We start from the raw sequence: 23,082 nt of genomic DNA, 5'->3' as shown, positions 1-23,082 counted from the left end.
AGTTTACATTTAGTTGCCTTTTACGTCAATTAATAAAATTAATGAGCGCTTCCTAATGATATATATTTTCTTATTAACAACAAAAGTCAGAATTGTTATGAAAATATATTTGAAGTAAAATTACAATATAAGACTATAGAAAATGAATTTCTTTATTCTGCTTATTCATAAACAAAAGTTTTATCATAGCATACATTTAAGGAAAAGTAAAGCAAAATTGAACTCTGATTTGCTGAAAATATTGATTGCAAAAAACCAACAGTCTTTTTGAATAAAAATATACTTATTTTCCATTGATTGCTTACTATTGAATTAACGCTCTGACTTTCCTTATAGAAATTGTAAAACTATTATTTTGGTGATTGTTATGTCAAAAGATCCTACTAATTCCCCTGAATCTGAAGATTTACCATCTCAATCTCCTATTAATACATCAGATTCTCAACAAGTAACGACTCAATCAGAAATTGAGAAAGTAAGGGGAAAATCCCCAATTAAACGGTTGGCGATCGCCAGTTTGCGAAAGACGATCGCCATTCTCGAAACCACCGTTGAAAAACTCGAAGCGGAACCCGCCGAACCCGAAACTCCTGGAGTCTGGAGTCAGGTTTTAGGGAAAATTCGAGCAGTTTTGCCGGAATCGGTGAGTCAAAAGCTGCCCGATTGGGGTTTAACTGGGGCGATCGCCGCCTTAGTCGTGCTGATTGCCGTTTCGGTGAATTTGCTGCGACAACCGCCAGAACCGACTTCCAGCGATCGCGCCCCCATTTTAGAACCGAAAGAAGTGGTTCAACTCCCGCCGGAACAGGGGTTAGAACAACCGGAAACCGCACCGAATTTAGAACCCGTGGAACCCGCCGAACCCATGGAACCCGCCGAACCCGTGGAACCCTTACCGCCTGTAGAAGAACCCGCAGTGGAACAATCCCCGCAACCTGTGGAAGAGGTCGCACCACCACAACCAAAATTCCCACCGGAATCGGAGTTGACGCCGGAACAACAGTTAATTGTGGCGGTTCAGAAACAAGTCGCGACGGTCGCCGATGAATATACCGATGGGGTAGTCGAGTCCATTCAAGCGAATTTTCTCCGCAGCTTGCTACAAGTGACGATCGCCGATCGCTGGTACGAATTGGATCGTCCGGGACAAGACAAATTAGCGAATAAAATGTTTGCTCAAGCGCGACGATTGGATTTTAAAACATTAGAAATTAGCGATCGTCGAGGTCATTTAGTCGCCCGATCGCCTGTGGTCGGATCGGAGATTATTATTGTTAAAAGAACCAACTAATTTTAGGGGGAGTCGGGGGACGATTCCACAGGGGTGTCCCACCGTCTTACAACACCCGGCGATAAGCTTGCACTTTTAAATCAATTCCTGTGATGTCCGTCCCGACGACGACGGCATCGGCTCCCATGTCTAAGGCGCGTTTGGCCATCTCTGGGGAAGCGATGCCCCCTTCACAAATGACGGAACTATCCAATTTTTGTATTAATTGTGCAAGTAAATCGAAACCGGGAGGGGTCAGGTGGCGGGTGGCGGCGGTGTAACCGTAGAGGGTCGTTCCGACAAAATCGGCTCCGGCTTCGGCGGCGACGATCGCCGCTTCCAGGGTATCGACATCTGCCATGACCGCTTTACCCAATTCGTCGTGAATGCGGGCGATTAGACCGGGAACGCTTTCCCCGTCGGGACGGGGGCGAACCGTGGCATCGATCGCGATAATGTCGGCGCCGGAGTCGGCGATCGCGCGGGCGTGGTCGAATTGCGGGGTAATATAGACCTCAAAGCCGGGAATCGTCTGCTTCCACAAGCCAATCATCGGGATGTCGGGACCGAGGCGCTGGCGCACGGCGGCGACGCGATCGGGGGTATCGACGCGCACGCCGTCGGCGCCGCAGTTGACCGCCGCTCGGGCCATGGCGGCAATAATCCCCGGGTCGTTTAACGGCGAATCGACGGGGGACTGACAGGAAACGATCAAACTCTTGAACAATCGAACGGGAGAAGACATAGTTAGCAGTAACGAACGCGCGATTTACGACTGAGCCGTTTTGGCAGACATCAAGGCATTGACTTTGACTAAAAGTTGGTCGATTTGGACGGGTTTGGTCAAAAAATCGTCAGCGCCAACTTCAAACGAGCGTTCTCGATCTTCCGGTAACACTTTCGCCGTCAAGACTAAAATTTTGAGATGTTCCGTGGCGGGCGATCGCCGCAAACATTGAATAATTTCAAACCCATCCATTCCGGGTAAGCGCAGATCGACGATCGCCAACTGCGGTTGTAACACTTCAATTTGCTTGAGGGCAGTATCCCCTTCGACCATCCACACCACTTGATAGCCTGCCGTAGTTAAAATATCGCAGATTAACGTCGCACTTTCCTCGTGATCTTCGATTAAAACGATGCGACCTTGGGGATCCGAAGGGATCTTAGAATCCCCCGTCGGCGGGTTTCCCGTGGCTTGTGGGTTGCTCGGATGGGCCGGAAGATGCACGGTAAAGGTCGTCCCGACCCCGATTTCCGATTGAAAGCCGATCCAGCCCCCGTGAAGTTCCACTAACTGCTTGGTCAACGCCAATCCCAACCCCGTCCCTCCATATTGGCGGTGGTAAGACGTATCTAACTGTTGAAATTTTTGAAATAACAGGGGTTGATGTTCTTCGGCAATCCCGACCCCAGTATCTTGAACTTGAAGCACGGCCATTTTTTCTTCCAACCAAACGCGCAGAATCACCCGACCGTTTTCCGGGGTAAATTTGATCGCATTGCTCAACAAATTAAACAAAATTTGTCGAACCCGACGGCGGTCCGCACTCCAGCGATCGTAAGGGGGTTCTACGGAAAATTCCAGATCGATTTTTAATTGATTGGCTGCGGCGCGATCGTTGAGGGCTTGGACCGTTTGGCGGGCGAGTTGGGTTAAGGAAAAGCGGCTGATATTCAACACCGCTTTTCCCGCTTCGACTTGGGATAAATCGAGAATATCGTTAATCAGTTCGAGCAGGTGTTCGCCGCTATCGTGAATGGTTTGTAAATAACTGCGCTGTTTGTCGCTCAACTGTCCGAAAGACCAGCGCAACAGGGTGGCGGACATGCCGATCACGCAGGTCAACGGAGTGCGCAATTCGTGACTCATGGTGGCGAGAAACTCGCTTTTGGCGCGATTGGCGGATTCGGCGGCGACGAGGGCATCGTGTAAGTCTTGGGTGCGATCGGCGACCCGGCGTTCTAGGGTATGTTTTTGGCGATGCACTTGGGCGTAGAGTTCCGCTTGGTGGATGGCGATCGCCAAATGTTCGGCAATATGAGTTAAAAAGGTTTTTTCAGTTTCCAGCCAGAGACGCGGTTCGTGGCATTGGTGGGCGATGAGCAGTCCCCAGAGGCGATCGCAAACGACGATCGGAACGACCAATTTCGCCCTAACTTGGAATTGTCGCAATAAATCGAGTAAACAAGGAGTTTTCTGATAGGTTTGTTCGACATCTTCGACGGTCAAAATATAGCCGCGTCGGTATTTATCCCGCGAGGGAGGCTCGAAGATAAAACAATATTCTTCTTGGGGTCCCAACACCGAGGTAATCGATTCGCAAGCCCGGGATTCGTAAGTAATGCAGTCGCAATCTCGTTCCCAATCCCAAGGCGCGTTAGGGTTAAATCCTTCTTCGACTATTTGAGGTTCGGGGTCTTGGGGTTGGGTGGCGACGGAATGAAATTGATAGATGGCGAGGCGATCGACATTTAAAAACTGCCGCACTTGCTCGACGGCGGTGGATAAAATCGTGGGCAGTTCCAAACTTTGCCGAATTTGCGCGGTGACTTGGTTGAGTAATTGTTCTTGTTCGATTCGGTGACGTAATGCTTGTTCGACGGGTTGGCAAATGCCGATATATTGAGGATCGATCGCCTCGATCTCCTGGCTTGCTAAAACAGGAGAAATTGTAGGTTCGCGATCCTCCGTTGGAGTCGTGGCGCGATCGCCACTGAGTAGATCAATTAACGACAGGGTAAACTCGCTTTGGCGCTGGGGGTCGTTGGGACGCAATCGATCGCGGGCGATCGCGATCGCCTCCGCTTGTCCTTCGCAGGCGGGCGAACCCTGCCATTGCTCTAACAACGCTCCGATCGCCGACGGATCGAAACTCAAACCGACCTCGACGCGAGATCGCCCCGGGTCGCTTTCTCCCTCGCCGTCGCACGCCAACAACAGCACGGAAAAAGACTCCGAAATCGCGGCGATCGCGCGATCCCAATTCCCCCCCCATTCGCGGGCGTTCGCGAAGCGGCAACTCCGCCGTATCGTTACACTGGCTTCCCCTCGTCCGAGTTCCTCGACCAGGGCGCGCAACCGCTCAAATGCTCGATAAGATAAAGTTTTACGGGTGATTTCAAAACTAAACATAATCGCAGGTTGTTATTAGCAAAAAGCGCAAGCTGCCCGTTGGCCAAAGCTTCGGTCTTCTTTCCGATCTCGGAAGAGTCCGATCGCGTTTTCTCGAGCGATCGAGTCGATTCGCGCCTCTGTCATTTCCGCTTCAATAGAAATCGACCAACATGATTCGTCCCTGACTGGATGGAGAACGGCGCGATCGCTCGTTCGTCGGTTGGAGTTTCTCTAACTCAACATGATAAAAGCGATTTAAAATAATCGAGTGTTCCCACTTCCTCCGGCTTTGATACCCTTTGCAAGGGGCTGGCCCGAGCCATCAACCCCGCACGAGACTTAAATTCACTGTTACCGAGAAATTATGCACCGTTTAGCCGTAACGCCTGGAGGCTGGAATCCGGAGGAAGAAGGGGTCGTTTTTATCGATCAAACCCCCGCGCCTCTGGTGTTTCTGACCGCCGCCGACACCGACATTCAAGTTCTCGCCCAAGCGGTCGATCGCCTACCGTCGGACTTTCCAGCCCTGCGGGTGGTCAATTTGCTGCAGTTGCAACAACACTTAAGTATCGATACTTATGCCAGTGAGGTATTGAGCCAAGCACGGGCGATCGTGTTACGACTCCTCGGCGGACGGGCTTATTGGTCTTACGGTTTGGAAGTCTTGCGCGAAACCGCGCGATCGCACGACATCCACCTGATCGTTTTACCCGGCGACGACGCCGAGGATCCCGAACTGATCGGCCATTCCAACGTCCCCCTCGCCACGGTCAATCGGGTTTGGCGCTACTTGAGCGAAGGGGGCATCGAGAACGCGGTCAATGGCTTAAAGTATATCGCCGATACCTGTTTGCAGGGGAAACACGCCCCCCCTCCACCCGTCACCGTCCCTCGGGTAGGGCGCTATTCGCCGAGGGGGATCGACGGCGACCCCGAATCCGCAAGGGGGACGGTAGGGATTTTGTTTTATCGCGCTCACTATTTAGCCGGGAATACGGCCCCGGTGGATGCTTTATGTCGGGCGCTAGCCGAACGTCATTTAAAAGCGGTTCCTTTATTTGTCTCTTCCCTGCGCGATCGCGACGTTCGCGCCCAAGTGTGCGCCGCTTTTGAACCCGACGACGGCGATCGCGTCCAGTTAATCATCAATACTACCGGATTTGCGATTGATTCCGACCATTTGCAGCGTCAAACCTGCGGCTTAACTCCCAATTTTTGGCAAAAACTCGACGTTCCCGTTTTACAAGCGATCTGTAGCAGCGACAACCGCGATCGCTGGACGAGCGGTTTTCAAGGACTTTCCCCCCGGGATATGGCGATGAATGTTGCTTTACCGGAGGTAGACGGACGGATTATCACCCGGGCGATTTCTTTCAAGGCGGTTCAAGGGGATAACGAGGCGTTAGAAACTCCGGTGGTGGTTTACGAACCGTGCGGCGATCGCGTCGATTTTGTAGCCGAGTTAGGGGCGAATTGGGTCAAACTGCGCCAAACTCCCGCCTCGGAGCGCAAAATCGCCTTAATTTTAGCGAATTATCCGACTAAAGACGGACGTTTGGCCAATGGAGTCGGTTTAGATACTCCTGCCAGTTGTATCGCCATTCTCAAAGCCCTGCACGCTGCCGGGTATCGCGTCGATCGCGTTCCCGAAACCGGGGAGGAGTTGATCCGCCGTTTGACCGAGGGGGTGACCAACGACCCGGAAGGCCGCGATTTCCGCGCGATCGCCCAAAGTGTTTCCGTGCAAGAATATCGCAAATATTTTGAAACCTTGCCGGATTCCGTGCGTCGGGGCGTCGGCGATCGTTGGGGAGACTCGGAACTGGTGGAGGGAGCGGAAATTCCGATTGCGGGGATTCAATTGGGAAATGTCTTCGTCGGGATCCAGCCCGCGCGCGGCTACGATCGCGACCCCAGTTTGAATTATCACGCGCCGGATTTGGAACCGACTCACGCCTATCTGGCTTTTTATTATTGGCTGCGCGAACGCTTTGGAGTCGGGGCGATCGCCCATGTGGGCAAACATGGAAATTTGGAATGGTTGCCCGGTAAAAGTGTCGCTCTTTCGCAAACTTGCTATCCCGAAGTGGCATTGGGGGCGATTCCCCATTTCTATCCGTTTATCGTCAACGATCCCGGGGAAGGGTCCCAAGCCAAACGGCGATCGCACGCGGTGATTCTCGACCATTTAACCCCGCCGATGACCCGCGCCGAACTTTACGGTCCGATGCAGCAACTCGAAGGGGCGATCGACGAATATTACGAGGCGCAAAGCCTCGACCCGTCGAGATTGAGCGAGATTCGCGATCGCATTGCCGCTTTAGTGCGTCGAGAACATCTCGATACCGATTTGGGGGCGATCGCGCCGACCGAGGCCAAACTCGGCCAAGATGACGGCGCCTTTGCCCAATTTCTGCAATCGGCGGACGGCTATTTATGCGAGTTGAAAGAGGCGCAAATTCGCGATGGCTTGCACGTTTTCGGCCACTGTCCCCAAGGGCGCCAGTTGCGCGATTTGGCGGTGGCGATCGCCCGATGTCCCGGTCCGGATCGGTTGGGGTTGACCCGGGCGATCGCCCGGGATTGGGATCTCGACGTCGATCCCCTGACGGCGGACTTGTCCGAGGCGATCGATCCGTCGGATTTACCCCCGTTTCTGGCGAAACCTCACGTCAGTGTCGGCGATCTGGTCGAGGCGATCGAAGAATTCGCCGCGCGCTGCGTGGAACAGGCGGAGGTTGGCGATCGCGATCCGAACCTCGGAACCGCGACTGCACGGGAACTTGACTGGATCGAGGGCTTTCTGCTGCCCGCCTTACGTCAGTGCGATCGTGAACTTCACCAGCTCTTGCGCGGATTCGACGGGCGCTACATCCCGAGTGGTCCGTCGGGCGCCCCCACGCGCGGGCGCCCGGACGTTCTCCCCACCGGACGCAATTTTTACTCCGTCGATATCCGCGCTATCCCCACGGAAACGGCCTGGGATCTCGGTCGTCGTGCTGCGGATGCCGCGATCGAGCGCTACACTCAGGATTGTGGGGACTATCCGAAAACCTTGGGATTGTCGGTATGGGGAACCTCTACCATGCGAACCGGAGGTGACGATATCGCCGAAGCGTTAGCCTTGTTGGGAGTCCGTCCGGTGTGGGATGGAATGTCTCGCCGGGTGGTCGATTTCGAGATTTTGCCCGTCCGGAGTTTGGGGCGCCCTCGGGTCGATGTGACGTTGCGAATTTCCGGGTTTTTCCGCGATGCGTTTCCCAATTTAATCGATTTATTCGATCGCGCCGTGGCGGCGGTGGCGAATTTGGACGAAAGCGAGGAAGATAATCCCCTGGCGGCGCAAGTCCGGCGCGAACGGGAGAAATGGGAAGCGCTGGGATTGAACGAACGGGAGGCGATCGCGCGATCGCGTTACCGCGTGTTCGGGTCGAAACCGGGGGCTTACGGCGCCGGGTTACAAGGACTGATTGAGGATCGCAACTGGACCGACGACAGCGACTTGGCCCGTGCTTATCTCAATTGGAGTAGTTACGCTTACACGGGTTACGGCAAGGGACATTCGGCGCCGGAAGCATTCGAGAAGCGGTTGGGACAGATGCAAATTGTCCTGCACAATCAAGATAATCGCGAACACGATTTACTCGATTCGGACGATTACTATCAGTTTCAAGGCGGTTTGACGGCGGCGGTGCGATCGATCAAAGGTGAAAATCCGGTCACTTATTTTGGAGACCATTCGCGATCGCAACAGCCGAAAATTCGCCAATTACGCGAAGAAATGGCTCGGGTTTACCGTTCCCGCGTCGTCAATCCTAAATGGATTGCCGGGGTGATGCGTCACGGTTATAAAGGGGCGTTTGAAATGGCGGCGACTTTAGATTATTTATTTGCTTACGATGCGACGGCAAATTGTGTTGAGGATTTTATGTATGAGGGAATTGCTAATGCTTATTTGTTCGACGAACAAGTCGAAAAATTTATCGCCGAACACAATCCCTGGGCGTTGCGAGATATGGCCGAACGTTTGTTAGAAGCCCACCAGCGCGGTTTGTGGCAAGGGGTCGAAGGTTCGGTTTTAGACCGCTTACAGGCGATCGCCCTCCACGCGGAAGCGGCGATCGAATCGACGATGATTTGATTGAATTCAATATAGTAATTCTAAATCAGTTGAATTTGATATCAACATTGGAAAGCGACCAAATCCCCGTAGGGACACGATATTGCTGTGTCCCTAACCATAAATTTGAAAATTGAGGATGGCTATATGTTCTTATCAAATTAATAAATTAATTATTCATTTTACCACATTTTTATCATAAAACAAATAGAAAATCAACCTCAAGTTTCTAAACATTAATAACAAGGATCTAAGATACTAATCGCAGTTCTAATGCGTAACCACTCGTTGGCTAATCGACTGTTATTAGATTGAAGTCTCTGTCCGGATAGTTCGGGGTTGCGGGCATAAAATATGGCATCGGCGACTTGATTTAATTCGGAACTGAAGATAACTTTTCGGTCGTTGGGAGGATAGCGATCGAATGCTTGGCGATTGAATAGTTCTAAGTCGAAATCTTCAAGGGTCCATCCCCGTTCATTTCCACAAGCTATATTCTCATAAACTAAAATATCGGGAACGATTTGTTGGATCGCATTCCATTCTCGAATTAAATCGGTTTCGTTGGGGCGGAGTTGGCGCTTGGAGAGTTGGGGATTAGCCTGGTAAAAAAGAATATCTGTCCAATTATTGACGATCTCTTGGGTGAGTCGGGTTTGAGATCTGACGGGAGTGGGGATGAGGGTGAGTCCACTGAGGATGACAAGGACAATGGCGGGGATTTGGGTCATCACTTTTTTGGTCGGCAGTTTTTTGCTGTTCATAGCTCAGTTATTGATTAAAATTGTTATCTTAATTACAAATCACCGCCAATAACAAAATTTTTAAACTTTTTTAAAACATCGTCAAAAAATATCAACATTTTTAAACCTTTAGACTGACCTTTGTTTCGCACCTGAAAGAACCGATCGAGTTTCGTGTTCATTCTAAGACTTTAGCTAAATTTACTCAATCGTACTCTGGCAACCAATGTTAGAATTTAGCCAGTTTAGGGCGAATGGCGAAACCCTTAAATAGACCAACCCATCGAGACAAGGTTCGTCAGGTAAAGAGCAGCAATTGTAGGGCGTTGGCGGGCGATCGCGCTGTACGCGAAAGGGGAGATCGAATCGAGGAGGGTGTAAAAATGGAACTCAATCGTATTTTTGTGAGTCACCCTTCCCTAACTTCTAAAGTAGGTGTAAATCTTTTAGCGTGTAAGAACGCTAGAGAAGTAAAAGTAAATCTGCTAAGGTACAGATTCGGATAACAATCCGATAAAATCTGGCGATATAATTTCGATGATTCCCCAAAGTAGAACCGATCGGCGATCTCCGTGTTCTCCCACGGAAGGAAGCCAATCGAGGGGATGCAATTTTCCCATTCCAAAAAGGTACTTATCAGCCATGAATAATGATTACATGACAGCAATAACTGTTTTATCCCAATCCCTAGATCTTTTACAACAATTAGGATCTCCACAAGCACGACCCCTAGCCAAAATTCTAGAGAGAGTGAAACAAGAACAAAAAGAACAAAATGCCTGTTTATCGCGGGAACGTCGGGAGAATGAAGACTCTCTAGATCGTCGGTTGAATTCTCTCGATGAAGAACGCCGTTATGGGGTCAATCATGGGTTGGCGTCGGAGATTTTTAGTAAAAGTAATGAAACTCAACAACGGATGGAGTCCGAACGACTCTACGAACAGGCGGAAAGTCAAGCGAAAGCGGGGCAAACTCAAGAGGCGATCTCGTTATGTCGGCACGCTTTAGAACTCGAACGTCGGGTGGGGAATGTGCAGGGACAACCGCAAATTCTCACCTTACTCGGTCAGTTGCTGGCGTTAATGGGGGATTACGATCGCGCGCTCTCCGATTTACAAGAAGCCTGGAATTTATTAGCACGCGAGCGATCGACTCATACGGATTCGATTGAAGAAATTATCGTCGAAATTATTATTTCTCGGTGGCAACAACTGCATCAAGTTCCGGGGGAAAACTTTACGGAAGAAAAGTTAATACAGTGGATCGCTCCTTTGAGTCACGAAACGATGAAAAGAGTAATTTTGCGCTTGGAACAAGTCAGTGCCTAAAGAATGATATTTTCCAAGTTGCCGAGGCTGGACGCGATCGCGCTTTGTCCGTCGGGGCGATCGCACCAACATCAAGCCCATTCAGGCATAGAGGGCTTTACAGTAAGCGAAAAATAAACGGATAGCGGAAGGGCTCGTCGGGTTTTTTCAAGACGCGCACTAAAGCGACTACCGTCAAAATCCAATGAACTACAAAACCGCTCGGCACTAAAATAAATCCGAGTAAACCAAAGGTGATAAAGGTCAAGATGGCAATAATTGCCCCATAAAACCAGACATTAAAATGAAAATTAATCGCTTCTTTGGCATTCTCTTTAACCACCGGGTCGTCGGAAATAAATAAAATCCCGATCGGAATACCGATAGCAATTAAGGTGGTGCTCAAAAAAATTGCGCCGTGAGACAGCAGCGATAACAATTTTCTTTTATCCGAATCGTACATAAGCGGGCGCTCCTCCATCAAAAAGTAGATTTAACCGTCGGTCGGCGTAGCCGAACTGAAAGATCTCTCAACTTAACTTAACCTGTTTCGCAACTGAGGCGAATTGCCGCGATCGCGATCGAACGAGCTATCATGATTTTGATGTGACGACCCGCAATTGAGAGGACTTCCACGGCGATCGCTCCTCTCGCGCTCGCGGTTTCGACCTGCGAAACCAACGCCGTTAAAATATCCGCGAGGTTGACCCATCCGCCCTAGCCGCGATCGTGTCAGCGTCGGCAGACTGTCAACCTGCATCGTAAGCAAACACCGTCCCGTTTTACCGATTATGCCTACCGATCTCGAAGTCGAACTTCAAACTGAGGTCAATCGACGTCGTAATTTTGCGATTATTTCCCATCCCGACGCCGGGAAAACGACCCTCACCGAAAAACTCTTACTTTACGGTGGAGCCATTCACGAAGCGGGAGCGGTCAAAGCGCGTCGCAGCCAACGCCACGCGACCTCGGACTGGATGGCGATGGAACAACAACGGGGAATTTCGATCACTTCCACCGTGCTCCAGTTCCTCTACCGTAACTGTTATATCAACTTACTCGATACTCCCGGTCACCAAGATTTTAGCGAAGATACCTATCGAACCTTGGCGGCGGCGGACAATGCGGTGATGCTCGAAGATGCGGCGAAAGGTCTCGAACCGCAAACGCGCAAATTATTTGAAGTCTGTCGGATGCGATCGATCCCGATTTTCACATTTATCAACAAACTGGATCGACCGACCCGCGAACCTCTCGAACTGCTCGACGAGATCGAACAAGAGCTGGGTCTGTCTACCTATCCGGTCAATTGGCCCGTTGGAACGGGCGATCGCTTTAAAGGGGTTTTCGACCGTCGCACCCGCAAAATTCACCTGTTCGAGCGAACTGCTCACGGAACCAAAACCGCCAAAGGTGCAATCCTCGACCTCGGCGATCCCCAGCTCGAAAAGATTCTCGACCAAGACCTTTACTTCCACTTCAAAGACGAACTCGAACTGATCGAAGAACTCGGCGAAGATCTCGATTTAGAGCAAGTTCACGCCGGAAAAATGACCCCGGTCTTTTTCGGGAGTGCGATGACTAACTTCGGGGTGCAGTTGTTTCTCGATTCGTTCCTCGATTACGCACTCAAACCGATCCCGCGCCGCAGTACGGTGGGAGAAGTAGCGCCGACGGAGCCGAACTTTAGCGGTTTTGTCTTTAAGTTGCAGGCCAATATGGATCCGAAACACCGCGATCGCGTCGCCTTCGTGCGGGTCTGTAGTGGCAAGTTTGAAAAAGATATGGTGGTTCAGCACGCCCGGAGCGGTAAAAATGTCCGCCTCTCGCGCCCGCAAAAACTGTTCGCTCAAGGTCGCGAATCTCTCGACGAAGCTTATCCCGGGGATGTGATCGGCTTGAACAATCCCGGGGCTTTTGCGATCGGCGATACGATTTATATCGGTCCGAAATTAGAATACGAGGGGATTCCCTGTTTCTCTCCCGAACTGTTCGCCTATTTGAAAAATCCCAATCCCTCGAAATTCAAACAATTTCGCAAAGGGGTGACCGAATTGCGCGAGGAAGGCGCCATTCAAATTATGTATTCGGCGGACGAATCGAAGCGCGATCCGATTTTGGCGGCGGTCGGTCAACTCCAATTCGAGGTGGTGCAGTACCGTCTCGAAAACGAGTATGGGGTCGAAACGCGCCTGGAAATGCTGCCGTTTACGGTGGCCCGGTGGGTCGCTGGCGGTTGGGAAGCGCTGGAGAAAGCGGGGCGCTTGTTCAATACGGCAACGGTCAAAGACAGTTGGGGGCGTCCGGTGCTACTGTTTAAAAATGAGTGGAATATGCATCAAGTTCAGGCGGATTTACCGGATTTGAAGTTGAATGCAACGGCTCCGGTGGTTTCCGGTCAGGAACCGGAGGCGATTTAAGCCCTGCTTTTGAGATCTCGGCGATCGCCTCCGGCGTCTCCGGAGGAGAATCGCCCGTTTTCTGTTTCGTCGTCTGCGTCTAGTGCTATGAACAACTCCGATCTTGCAAGTGGTTTGGCAGCGCTGAAACAGAAGGATTACGACGGGGCGATCGCCTGTTTGAACAAAGTTTGCGAGACCGAACTCGACGCGGTAACGATCGCCCGCGCTCAAATGGGTTTGACGATCGCCTATACTGAACTCGGACAGTTCGATCGCGCCGTCGTCTACTGCGATCGCCTCCGACAATCGGGCCCGAGTAAACTCCAACAATGGGCGCGACGCCACCGCGATCGTCACCTCGCTGGCATTTCGCCCCCTTCCATACCACAAAACAATTCAAAAGTCAATAAAAAATCCGTCGATCCGACGGGGTTCGTTCCCTTTAACGAGTCGGCGACACCGACGGCGACCCCCTCCGATCCGACGGGGTTTATCCCCTTAGAAGATTCGCCGACTCCCCAGGCACCGCCCAAACGTTCGCGCGGCGACGGCGTTCGCCAACCGTCTCCGAAGGAGAAAGCCGGATCGCGCCACGGGAAAGGGAGACGACCGCCGCCGCCGCCTCCGCTCAAACCCAAATCGTTACCGCAACCGCCGCCGTTACCGCAACCGCCGCGATCTCCGCGATCGCCGCTTCAAGGAAAACCCCAACCGTCCCCGCCATCAGAGCGCCAACCGACGCCGCCGCCCACTCCGGAGGTCACCCCGGCGATCGCCGACCTGCCCTGGCGCAACGGCCCTCGGGCGAAAAACTGGAAGCGCTTCCAAGAACGGGGCAAAGCGCGCTTGCTCGCGATCCAAGTCGTCGGCGCGATCGCCGGGTTCTGGTTCCTGGATGCAGCTTTACACTGGCTGCTGCAAACCACCAATTATCTTTTATACAAATTACCGTTATTGTGGCCGATTCAGGGGTTGTACCGCGATCGCAGCCTCGAACTGTTCGCCTTGCTGCTGCTGTTGGCGATCGCCTCCCCTTGGATTCTCGACCTGATTCTCGGTCAGTTCTACGGTCTCAAACCCCTGGGACTGAGCAAACTCGGCCAATATAGCACCGAAGCGCGCCGCCTGGTGCCGCGTTTTTGCTACCAGCGCAACTGGCCGACAGTCAAGTTAGGGGTCTTACCCACCCCAACCCCGATGGCCTTTACTTACGGCGGTCTGCCGCGCTTCAGCCGCATCGTCGTCACTCAGGGGTTGCTCGACCAGCTCGCCGACGATGAAATTGCCGCGATTTACGCCGGGGAATTAGGCCATTTAGCCAGTGGGACGGTCCCCCTGATGTCCCTGTTTGCCGTACTGACCCAATTGCCTTATCTCCTCTACTGGCAATTGGCCCGGGAGGGCGATCGCTGGACGGGAGAGCGATCGACGCGCGCTACGGTGATGCGCCGGACTGCCGGATGGCTGGCGTCGTTCAATTACGGGCTGTTCTGGCTATTGCGCTGGCTCGGCTTACCTCTGGCGCGCGCCCGGATCGTCCACGGCGATCGCTTTGCGGTCTCGTTGACGGGCAATCCCAACGGCTTGAGCCGCGCTTTGTTAAAACTCTGTGTGGGGATTGCCCGCGATGTCGAGCAACAACAACAAACCAGCTATTTGCTCGAAGGCTTGGAAAGCCTCAATCCGGTGGGATGCCAGCAGGCGATCGCCCTCGGCAGTACGGCAGGTCGGATGGCTTGGGAACCCCTGCTCGCTTGGGATCGGCACAATCCCTATCGTGGCTGGCTCAATCTGAGCAACAGCCATCCGAGTTTGGGCGATCGCCTCTACGGCTTGAGCCGTTCCGCTCAATTCTGGAAGCTCGATCCGGAACTGGTCTGGCCCGAACCGGACGCCGGGACTCAGGTGAAACCGAAAATCGTCTGGTCGCGGCTGCTGCTCCAAGGCGCCCCCTTCTTCGGCGCCCCCTGGGGTTTCAGTTTGGGCTTGCTCTTGTGGGCGATCGGGGCGGTTTCGGACCGTTTGGGGGTGCGCGAATTAGATTGGCTCTGGGGCGATCGCGCGGTGTTGTTCGGTTGTACGGCGATCGGAATCGGCTTGGGGATTTTGCTGCGGATCAATTCCTTTTTCCCCGATATTATTCCCTCGAATCGTCAGGACGATCCAAATTGGGCCGAGTCGATCTCGAATCCAGCTACCTTACCCCTCGACGCCCAACCCGTCCGCCTCCAAGGAACCCTGCTCGGTCGTCGGGGGGTCGCCAACTGGCTCGCTCAAGATACGATCTTGCGATCGCCCTCGGGATTAGTCAAAATTCACGGCTGTTCGATCCTCGGACCGTCGGGCTTTTTAGGGGACTCCGGCTCTCGTCCGAGCAATTTCGTCGGCAGCAGCGCGATCGCGATCGGGTGGTTCCGTCGCGGCGCCACCCCCTGGATCGACCTCGATCGTCTCGAACTTTCCCGGCGCCAGGTGATTAACAACCACCACCCGATCTGGTCTACGATCTTGGCTTTTCTCTGTATCGCCTGGGGCGTCTATTCTCTCTTTCAAGGCGGTTAGTCCAGCCGCGTTCGCTCAGCACCTCCGAAGGAGAACGGAGAACGCCGTATCCCCCCTCGACCTTGCAAAGTAAAGAAACATTGCAACCCTGCCGCAGAAATGTTACATTCCTTAACAGGAAAGCCGGGGAGCCAGATACAGATCGGCCCATCGCTCAACTCGAACGAGTCCGTTCGATCGTCGGAGTCTCAGGTCTTCCTCCTTCCAACACAGCTATTCATACCAGCCGCCACCCACGGCTGGTTTTTCACCTATTGGGAGTGAGAACGGGCGATCGGCATTCGTGACGGGTCGGATTCCGGGGAGAAACGAGCCGACGACCCGACAGAAAGGCACGGTCGAGAAGAAAAAAAAGATCGAAAATTGAATTAGATCTAGCTTTACAACGAAAGGCTATGATAACTTAATAAATGGTTAAATTTTGCAAGATCGAAAGCGATGGAATAAGAACAGGTCGATCGTTGACGGTCGGGCAAATCAAAAGCGGTCTTTTTGGAGCGTATGGAATTCACTAAAGGCCGCCCGACTACAGACCGCCAGGGGAGAAAGTTCAACTCGACCGTGACCGTCGTTCGGTAAAAACCGCTTGAAGATCTCGCAGTCTATCCAGCAGATTTTATTAAAAGCCTTGGAAAGCGACACAAACAACCACATGCAAGCTCTAAACTTTAAGGTGAGAACCCAAAGTTTTCGTGGCGACCTAACAAGGCAAGTTTCTATCTACAAGCTCTCAAGCCGGGAAATGGATAGATTCAATATCCTGCTGCTTGGCGGCGATTTCTGTTGTTGAGGTTGGCACGAAGCAAGTTGGCACAGAACCCTCTCAGTTCGCGTGGTACATATGCACCTGCCGATCGCAACGACGTAACGGCAAAGAGTTTTTGATTGAATTAATGAGCAACTAAAAATCAGGAGGTCTCATTCATGTCTATCCGTTTATACATTGGCAACCTGCCTAAAGAAGTCGATCGCAAAGATTTGCAAGCCGTGTTTGCAGATGTTGGCGAATCGGTTTCGACCAAAGTGATTACGGATCGCAAAACAGGTAAATGCCGGGGCTTTGGGTTTCTCACCGTTAAAAACGACGAGCAAGCTGACGAAATTATCGAAAAATACAACGGTTATGTCTTCCAAGACAGCGCCTTGAAAATCGAGAAAGCCCTGCCGCGCAATAAAAGCAAAAGTGGTGGCGATGAGGAGCCTCGTTCCTCGTCCAAACCCAGCAGTGGGGCTCGTCGCAGCAGTGGCGGTGGTAAAGCCCGCCGTTCTTCCGGTGGCGGTTCCGATTCCGATGCGGTGCAACCCGATCCGCGTTGGGCCGGAGAACTCGAAAAACTCAAGCAAATGCTGGCTACGCAAACGACGAATTCGTAAGTCCTTGACGGCGCGCCAGGGGAAGGGGAAGCAGCGCGATCGCGCGATCGCGCTGCGTCTCCCCAGGAGAATCGCCGTCTCCCTTGTTCGTGGGTGCTGCCACCCGTGCAGAGAATTTGAGGCTGGAGGGAGCGATCGGCAATCCTCCAGTCTTATTTTCTCGTCCGCCGTTCTAAGAGGCTTTAGACAAGGGAAACGGAATCAATTCTAGCGGTTGTTGGAGCAAGTTCGGCGACGGGCGGCCCAAGCCAAATCCCTGAGCGAAATCGACCCCCAATTCCCGGCAAAAATCGATATCTGCTTGTTGTTCGAGTCCTTCGGCCAAGACTAAAATCCCTTCTTGATGGGCCGATTCGAGTAAACTTTTAATCAGAGTTTGTTTGAGGGTATATTGACTGCAGCCATCGACGAGTCTGCGGTCGAGTTTGACTACATCCGGTCTAAATTCCATGGCGTAGTGATCGACACAGACGCTGCCACACAAATCGTCTACGGCGATCCCGAAGCCCCAATCGCGGATTTGGTGAATGAGTTGGGAGAGTTCGTCACTTTTCGCCAAGACTTCAACTTCCGTCAGCTCGAACACGATCCGTTCCGGTTTCAAGCCTAATTCTAAAATTTGCTGCAAGTTATCGGCGATCGATTGCGGGTTGGCGACGATCGCGTTGGGCAAAATATTAATAAAAAAGTTGTGATGAGTATTTTTTTGGGCGATCGAATCGAGACAAATTTGACGGGCGAGTTCGTCAAACTGACGGCTCAACTGGGTCGTGACCGCCGCTTCAATTAACTGCCCGCCACTGAAATATTCGCCACGATCGCCTCTAGAACGCGCCAAGCATTCGTAGGCGACCAATTCCCCCGAGGCTAAATGAAAAATCGGTTGATATTCAAAAAAAATACTGCCGCGAACCAGCAACCGTAAAAACCACGCCTGTCTGACACAATGGGTCACGCAGCTAAGCGGTTGCGCTTGTAAAAACTCGACTAACAACTCCGGGGAGTTCAAAGATAAATGAGTAATAAAAAAGCGAGACACGGATTGAGCTGTTTCCGATAACTCGTCCGACAGCTTTAAGAATAAATCGGCCAACTCCTGTTTCGGCAGTTTGAGATATTGAAGTTGGGGAACGGGCGGCACGGACTGAAACCCCAGTTTTTCGAGGTATTGTTGCGTTTCAGCGTCGTGGGGCTGAATTAGTAGGGTCGGCCAATCGATCGCTCGATTCACGTCAGACATCACTCTGTAAAGGTTAATCAAAAATAGTTACGAATTATTAAGTTATCTAGAGATTAGAGTAGACCCAAGCGCCGCCAAAAGATAGTCAGGCGCCCGACCGACCGCTTCAGAAACTACTTCAACCCGGGCTCGCGCGGAGGGAACCGCGTGCCGAAAGCGGGCGGTTTAAACTCTAGATACCAAAATTGCCCGTCGGCGACATCTACCTACAGAACGACATTGGAAGCCATCGAACGCGGCGATCTCCTACAGAACTTGCGCCCGCAACCAGGCCACGGGTAACGACACCACCTTGCTCAAATTGGGGACAAAAGCGCGCTGTCGGAAGACATCGTACTGATTGCGCTCGATCGCGTCGAGAATCTGACTGTAGAGCATCGTAGCCGCCCACACGGGCCAACGAGCATCGTGACTGAGGGCTAAAATCCCCTTTTCCGCCGCCGCGTAATACTTGCGCGCTCGTTGAATTTGAAAGCGCATCAACTCCTGCCAGCGATCGTCCACCACCCCATCGATCAAATCCTCTTCGGTGTAATCGAACAGGGCCAACTCTTCCAGAGGTAAATAAATCCGTCCGCGACGGGCATCCTCGCCGACATCGCGCAAAATATTGGTCAATTGGTTGGCAATCCCCAAATCGATCGCCTCTTGAGTCGGGGGCGGCAGTTCGGGTAAATAACATTCCCAAGGTGCGCTAGAGCGAGCTTTCTCGAAGCCCATCACGGGCAGGGACATCAACCCCACCGTTCCCGCCACGCGGTAGCAGTAGAGCTTGAGGTCCTCGAACGTCTGGTAGCGACTGCGTTCGAGATCCATGCGCTGTCCTGCAATCATGTCCCTGAACGGTTCGATCTCCAGCTCGAAATGCTCTAGGGTATCGACCAAGGCCACATCCGGGTCTTCCAGGGGGTCGCCAGCGAAGATCGATTCTAACTGACTTTCCCACAAATCCAACGTTTCCGGCGTGGTCAAACGAGCGCGCGGACCGTCTACCAATTCGTCAGTGCGACGGCACCAAGCGTAAATAGCCCATATTGCCCGCCTTTTGACCTCTGGCATCAATAAAGTGCCCAGATAGAAGGTGCGGGCATACTTGGCAGTAATTTTACGGCAGAGCTCGTAGGCGTCCTCCGGGGAAGCCAGTGTTTTCATGCGAGTGCGATCGGACAGTTGCAGCATTGATTGCAGGCGGGTTGGGTCGATTTATAAAAGCGCGGACTACACGGTTCGCGAGCGAGATTCGCAGGCGGAACATGCCGCGAACGGGGGAAATGTTAACGCTCAGACGGCGCGGTTCTCGTGACGGCTCACAATCGCCTGCGCTGTAAGCTTACCAGAAAGTACGGCCCCTTCCATACTGGCGAGATAGCGTTGCATGGTGTAATCCCCAGTCAAGTAGAAATTCTCGATCGGGGTCACTTGAGAGGGGCGGCACCCTTGGCGCCCCGGAGTGGCCTTGTAAACCGAGCGAGGGGTCTTGACGACGTGGTATTTGAGCAGTTTCGCCGGGTTGTCCCCGCAGAAGTGGTCCGGGAATAATTTTTCGAGTTCGGACAAGGTGGCGTCTACGATGTCGCCGTCCGATTTGCCGATCCACTCGCGGGCGGGGGCGAGGACTAATTCGAGCATGGAGCGATCGCGGTCTTCGTAGCCGCGACAGGTATTGCTCATGTCAGCATAAACGCTCAACAGGGGCGATCGCGAGAACAACAGGTGATCGATGTCGGTAAGTTTGCGATCGAACCACAAATGGAGGTTGATTACCGGAACCCCTTCCAAGCCGTCGAGTTTTTGGAAATACTCGTACTGGCGCCAGGGTTCGGGCAGCATCAACTTGAGCGGATCGACGGGCATCGCCGAAACGTAAATGTCGGCGGTCAGGGTTTCGCCGGGGGCGCCGTTGACCCCGCGAATTTTAAAGCCGCTCACGCGATCGCCCTCGTCGAGTAAAAACTCGCCTACCGGGGCGTTCAAACGAACTTCGCCCCCGCGTTCGCCGATGTAATCGACCAGGGGCTGACAGAGCCTTTCCGTGGGCGAGCCGTCCAAAAAGGCCATTTTCGAGCCGTTTTTCTCTTGGAGGAAGCGATTGAGCGCCGTCAACACCACCGTGGCCGAAATTTCATCGGGATTGATGAAATTCAGGGCTTTGGACATGGCGATAAACACTTCTTTCTCGATCCGGGGCGGGATGTTTTGACGCTCCATCCACTTGGATAAAGAATATTTATCCATTTCCTCGACATATTCTTGTCCTCGGACGATCGCCGGAATCAAGCCCAGACCGAACCGAATTTTTTCGGCCCACGTGAGCATGTCGTTGTTGCGCAGAATCGCCGTAATGCCGTTCAACGGGGCCGGAAGATCGGGAAAATCAAAGCGGGAATAGGTTCCCGGATTGTCCGGCTGGTTGAAGATCATCGTGTGTTCTTTCCACTGCAGCCGCTCTTCGATGTCGAGTTCTTTAAAAAGCTGCAGCATGTTGGGGTAAGCACCGAAGAAGATATGCAACCCGGTTTCGTACCAATCCCCATCTTCGTCTTGCCAAGCGGCTACCTTCCCCCCCAGTACGTCTCGACTTTCCAAGACGATGGGGGTGTAACCGTGGTCGGTGAGATATTTCGCGCAGGAAAGTCCTGCTAAGCCTGCTCCCGCGATCGCAACTCGCATTTTGACGGTTTCGCCCTCGATATTCTTTAGATATTCTTAAGTTTTTTGGAGATGCTTCTCATTATACCTTTGCAAACTGTTACATTTGCCGACTTTTCGGCTTCTGATGGCAAATAAATTTTGCGATCGGAGCGATCTCCTCATCCCATAAGGCTTGGAGCTACTTTCGAGCAAATTAGATCGACTATAAACTTTTCTCGATAGTTATGCTCGTCGGCATCCCGATCCGGCGGCGATCGCCTCGTTCGGAGTGAAAGATCGCTGCAATAATGAAATTGACCACCCAGATCGACACTGGGAGCTGGAGCCATGAGCAATATCAACCCTGACCTCCCCCAACCGCTAACCCCTAAAGACATCATCTTGGCTCGGGAGCTGATGATGGTCCGTCAAGACCGTCAACGCTTTTACAACCAACTCGACAGCTCCCTCAGAGCGCTGTTTAGTTACTGCGACTGGTGGATCTGTCCCGGCGAGGACGAGGCGATCGAATTGATCGTCATCTGTCCTCGGTTCGTGGTGTACAAGCGAATTCACAACCGCATCGATACGGTTCACTCGCGCTTGCGCGACGTCCTCGATTTAACCCATTCCCGAGTCATTCTCGAATGTCCCGGCGAGGCGCACGCCTACTACGAGCATGAAATCGACCTCTCCGACGAGGCCCTGTGGTTCGACGACGACGACGATTTTTTCTTTGATGAAGACGAGGAAGAAGACGATGAAGACTGGTTTGCCGATAACGACGGACGCGGCTTTTAACCCAGACCGGGCGCTTTTGTCGCTACGGGCGGGCGCCGTGGGCGTCTGAGTCGCGGCTCGATCGTGTGCGGATCGACCTGATAGCGTTCGGCGGCTTGAGACATCGTTAATTCCAACAACGCGCGATCGCCGCACGCGATCGCCCCTTGCGGCGGCTCCACCTCCACCGCCAGCGCCCGCCGGATCTCCGAGGCGACAGCTTTCGCCAACAACGGCGGCACCGAATTCCCTACTTGGCGGAATCCGTGCCATTTGGTCGCGTGGAAGCCGAACCAGTCCGGGTAAGAGTGGATGCGAGCCGCTTCGCGCACGGTAATGCAGCGCGGGGTCACCGGGTGGATCGGACGGGGGGACGTGTAAGCGCCCCGATTGCTCGGCGTTCCGGCGCGCAGGGTGTTGCAGGTGCCGTTAGGATCGAGTCGGCGGAAGCGGCTGATCGGCTCGGTTGCCCCCGGTGGGGTCGCTGCAAAGCGGGCGATCGATTCCGGCGTATGTTGGCTGCGCGCGCTTGCGGTGAGTCGTTGGCGGTCGAACAGGCGCGGGTAGGCGTAATCGGTCGGGCAGCGCCTCAGACCGCGCAGGTAGCTCGCGTATTCGCTGGGGGCGCCGTATTCGGCGATCGCCCAATCGCGATCGAGCAGTTCGGGGTAATGTTCGACTTCGGGCAGATCGCCGATCGCGTCCCAGACCGTCGGCCCGTCAGGCAGGGATGCCATTGTAGCCGTTGGAGACCTTTTAGATTGGGGCGGTCGCACGATCGCCGCCGGATAGTGCGGTAAGGGGCGATCGGCGCGCGATCCGATTAAAAACAAGCGTTCTCGTTTTTGCGGTACGCCATAATTCGCCGCATTGAGAACTTGATAATTTTCCTCGATCCGATAGCCGTTGGCCTTAAATTTATCGATTATTTCTAATAACACGGAAATATGTTTTCCGAAGGTCATCCCTCGGACATTTTCCATGACAAAATATTTCGGTTGTAACTCTACAATTAACCGTAAAAAGTGAAAGACTAGAGCATTGCGCGGGTCGTCTAAAGCCCGTTTGCCAATTGTAGAAAATCCCTGGCAGGGCGGCCCGCCAAATACCACGTCAATTTCGCGATCGCCGATCGTCGAAGCCTGTCTGATTTGCTCGCCTCTCGTCTCGATGACGCTCTGACAAAGGATCGCACAGTCCGGAAAATTGTACTCATGGGTGGCGCAGTGAATCGGATCGATTTCTACTGCAGCCAGGACGTCGAAGCCCGCTTGCTCGAAGCCGAGGCTAATCCCGCCCGCTCCGGCGAATAAATCTACAGCGATGGGTCGTTGAAATTCGTTCATCAAGGAAATCGGCGATCGCAGCAAATCTATTTTACCATTTAGCTATTATTTTTATGATTCATTTTTTTGGAAATATTGAATTAAATCTCTGCTATTTGAAGTCAATTAAAATCTCAAAAATAATATTTTATTATTTTATTCAAACTGACAATAAAATAATAAAAAATACGAGTTGAGCGAGTGGCTTC

15 protein-coding genes are annotated in these 23,082 nt (G+C 52.7%); 7 read left to right on the top strand and 8 right to left on the bottom strand.

Features of this window, described 5'->3' with window-relative positions; genetic code table 11:
• Nucleotides 1-367: 367 nt before the first annotated feature.
• A complete protein-coding gene (locus JJD41_RS04950; RefSeq protein WP_200664973.1) occupies nt 368-1,291 on the top strand; it encodes a hypothetical protein in 924 nt (307 codons plus the stop codon).
• Between the two features lie 46 nt (nt 1,292-1,337).
• Here JJD41_RS04950 and JJD41_RS04945 read toward each other — a convergent pair whose 3' ends face one another.
• Nucleotides 1,338-2,015 carry an N-acetylmannosamine-6-phosphate 2-epimerase gene (locus JJD41_RS04945; RefSeq protein WP_200664972.1) on the bottom strand — a complete coding sequence of 226 codons (678 nt, stop codon included), beginning with the start codon at nt 2,013-2,015 and terminating at the stop codon, nt 1,338-1,340.
• A gap of 24 nt (nt 2,016-2,039) precedes the next feature.
• A complete protein-coding gene (locus tag JJD41_RS04940; protein ID WP_200664971.1) occupies nt 2,040-4,406 on the bottom strand; it encodes a hybrid sensor histidine kinase/response regulator in 2,367 nt (788 codons plus the stop codon).
• A gap of 346 nt (nt 4,407-4,752) precedes the next feature.
• On the opposite strand from JJD41_RS04940, the gene cobN reads away from it, so the two are divergent.
• Nucleotides 4,753-8,529 (top strand): cobaltochelatase subunit CobN, encoded by a 3,777-nt coding sequence (gene cobN / locus JJD41_RS04935; RefSeq protein ID WP_200664970.1) that lies wholly within the window; start codon nt 4,753-4,755, stop codon nt 8,527-8,529.
• Between the two features lie 215 nt (nt 8,530-8,744).
• Here cobN and JJD41_RS04930 read toward each other — a convergent pair whose 3' ends face one another.
• Nucleotides 8,745-9,272 (bottom strand): hypothetical protein, encoded by a 528-nt coding sequence (locus tag JJD41_RS04930; protein ID WP_200664969.1) that lies wholly within the window; start codon nt 9,270-9,272, stop codon nt 8,745-8,747.
• Between the two features lie 636 nt (nt 9,273-9,908).
• Here JJD41_RS04930 and JJD41_RS04925 point away from each other — a divergent pair.
• A complete protein-coding gene (locus JJD41_RS04925) occupies nt 9,909-10,580 on the top strand; it encodes a tetratricopeptide repeat protein (RefSeq protein WP_234488514.1) in 672 nt (223 codons plus the stop codon).
• Between the two features lie 97 nt (nt 10,581-10,677).
• Here the strand turns inward: JJD41_RS04925 and JJD41_RS04920 are convergent, their stop codons facing one another.
• On the bottom strand, nt 10,678-11,022 hold the full coding sequence (locus tag JJD41_RS04920; protein WP_200664967.1) for a DUF4870 domain-containing protein: 345 nt from the start codon (nt 11,020-11,022) through the stop codon (nt 10,678-10,680).
• 328 nt (nt 11,023-11,350) lie between these two features.
• On the opposite strand from JJD41_RS04920, the gene prfC reads away from it, so the two are divergent.
• The 3 genes from prfC to JJD41_RS04905 all read left to right on the top strand — a co-directional run bounded on the left by prfC (nt 11,351) and on the right by JJD41_RS04905 (nt 16,897).
• A complete protein-coding gene (gene prfC, locus JJD41_RS04915) occupies nt 11,351-12,979 on the top strand; it encodes a peptide chain release factor 3 (RefSeq protein WP_200664966.1) in 1,629 nt (542 codons plus the stop codon).
• Nucleotides 12,980-13,066: 87 nt separating this feature from the next.
• Complete coding sequence (locus JJD41_RS04910) at nt 13,067-15,523, top strand: zinc metalloprotease HtpX (RefSeq protein WP_200664965.1); 2,457 nt, start codon at nt 13,067-13,069, stop codon at nt 15,521-15,523.
• A gap of 924 nt (nt 15,524-16,447) precedes the next feature.
• A complete protein-coding gene (locus JJD41_RS04905; protein ID WP_200664964.1) occupies nt 16,448-16,897 on the top strand; it encodes an RNA recognition motif domain-containing protein in 450 nt (149 codons plus the stop codon).
• A gap of 172 nt (nt 16,898-17,069) precedes the next feature.
• Here JJD41_RS04905 and JJD41_RS04900 read toward each other — a convergent pair whose 3' ends face one another.
• The 3 genes from JJD41_RS04900 to pds form a co-directional block, all read right to left on the bottom strand.
• Nucleotides 17,070-18,137 (bottom strand): EAL domain-containing protein, encoded by a 1,068-nt coding sequence (locus JJD41_RS04900; RefSeq protein WP_200664963.1) that lies wholly within the window; start codon nt 18,135-18,137, stop codon nt 17,070-17,072.
• 246 nt (nt 18,138-18,383) lie between these two features.
• Nucleotides 18,384-19,316 carry a 15-cis-phytoene synthase CrtB gene (crtB, locus tag JJD41_RS04895; protein WP_200664962.1) on the bottom strand — a complete coding sequence of 311 codons (933 nt, stop codon included), beginning with the start codon at nt 19,314-19,316 and terminating at the stop codon, nt 18,384-18,386.
• A gap of 102 nt (nt 19,317-19,418) precedes the next feature.
• The gene (pds, locus tag JJD41_RS04890; RefSeq protein WP_200664961.1) at nt 19,419-20,807 is read right to left on the bottom strand and encodes a 15-cis-phytoene desaturase; all 1,389 of its coding nucleotides are present in this window, start codon (nt 20,805-20,807) and stop codon (nt 19,419-19,421) included.
• A gap of 309 nt (nt 20,808-21,116) precedes the next feature.
• On the opposite strand from pds, the gene JJD41_RS04885 reads away from it, so the two are divergent.
• Nucleotides 21,117-21,569, top strand: a complete 453-nt coding sequence (locus tag JJD41_RS04885) for a hypothetical protein (RefSeq protein WP_200664960.1) — start codon at nt 21,117-21,119, stop codon at nt 21,567-21,569.
• Here the strand turns inward: JJD41_RS04885 and JJD41_RS04880 are convergent.
• Entirely contained in the window at nt 21,566-22,894 is a 1,329-nt protein-coding gene (locus JJD41_RS04880; protein WP_200664959.1) for a DNA cytosine methyltransferase, read from the bottom strand. The two genes, JJD41_RS04885 and JJD41_RS04880, sit on opposite strands and share 4 nt — an antisense overlap.
• Nucleotides 22,895-23,082 lie beyond the last annotated feature (188 nt).

This window comes from Oxynema mangrovii CENA135 (assembly GCF_016632315.1).
Classification (GTDB): Bacteria; Cyanobacteriota; Cyanobacteriia; order Cyanobacteriales; family Laspinemataceae; genus Oxynema; species Oxynema aestuarii.
Note: the sequence above shows the minus strand (reverse complement) of the source record. Positions and strands in the feature narration are given on the sequence as shown.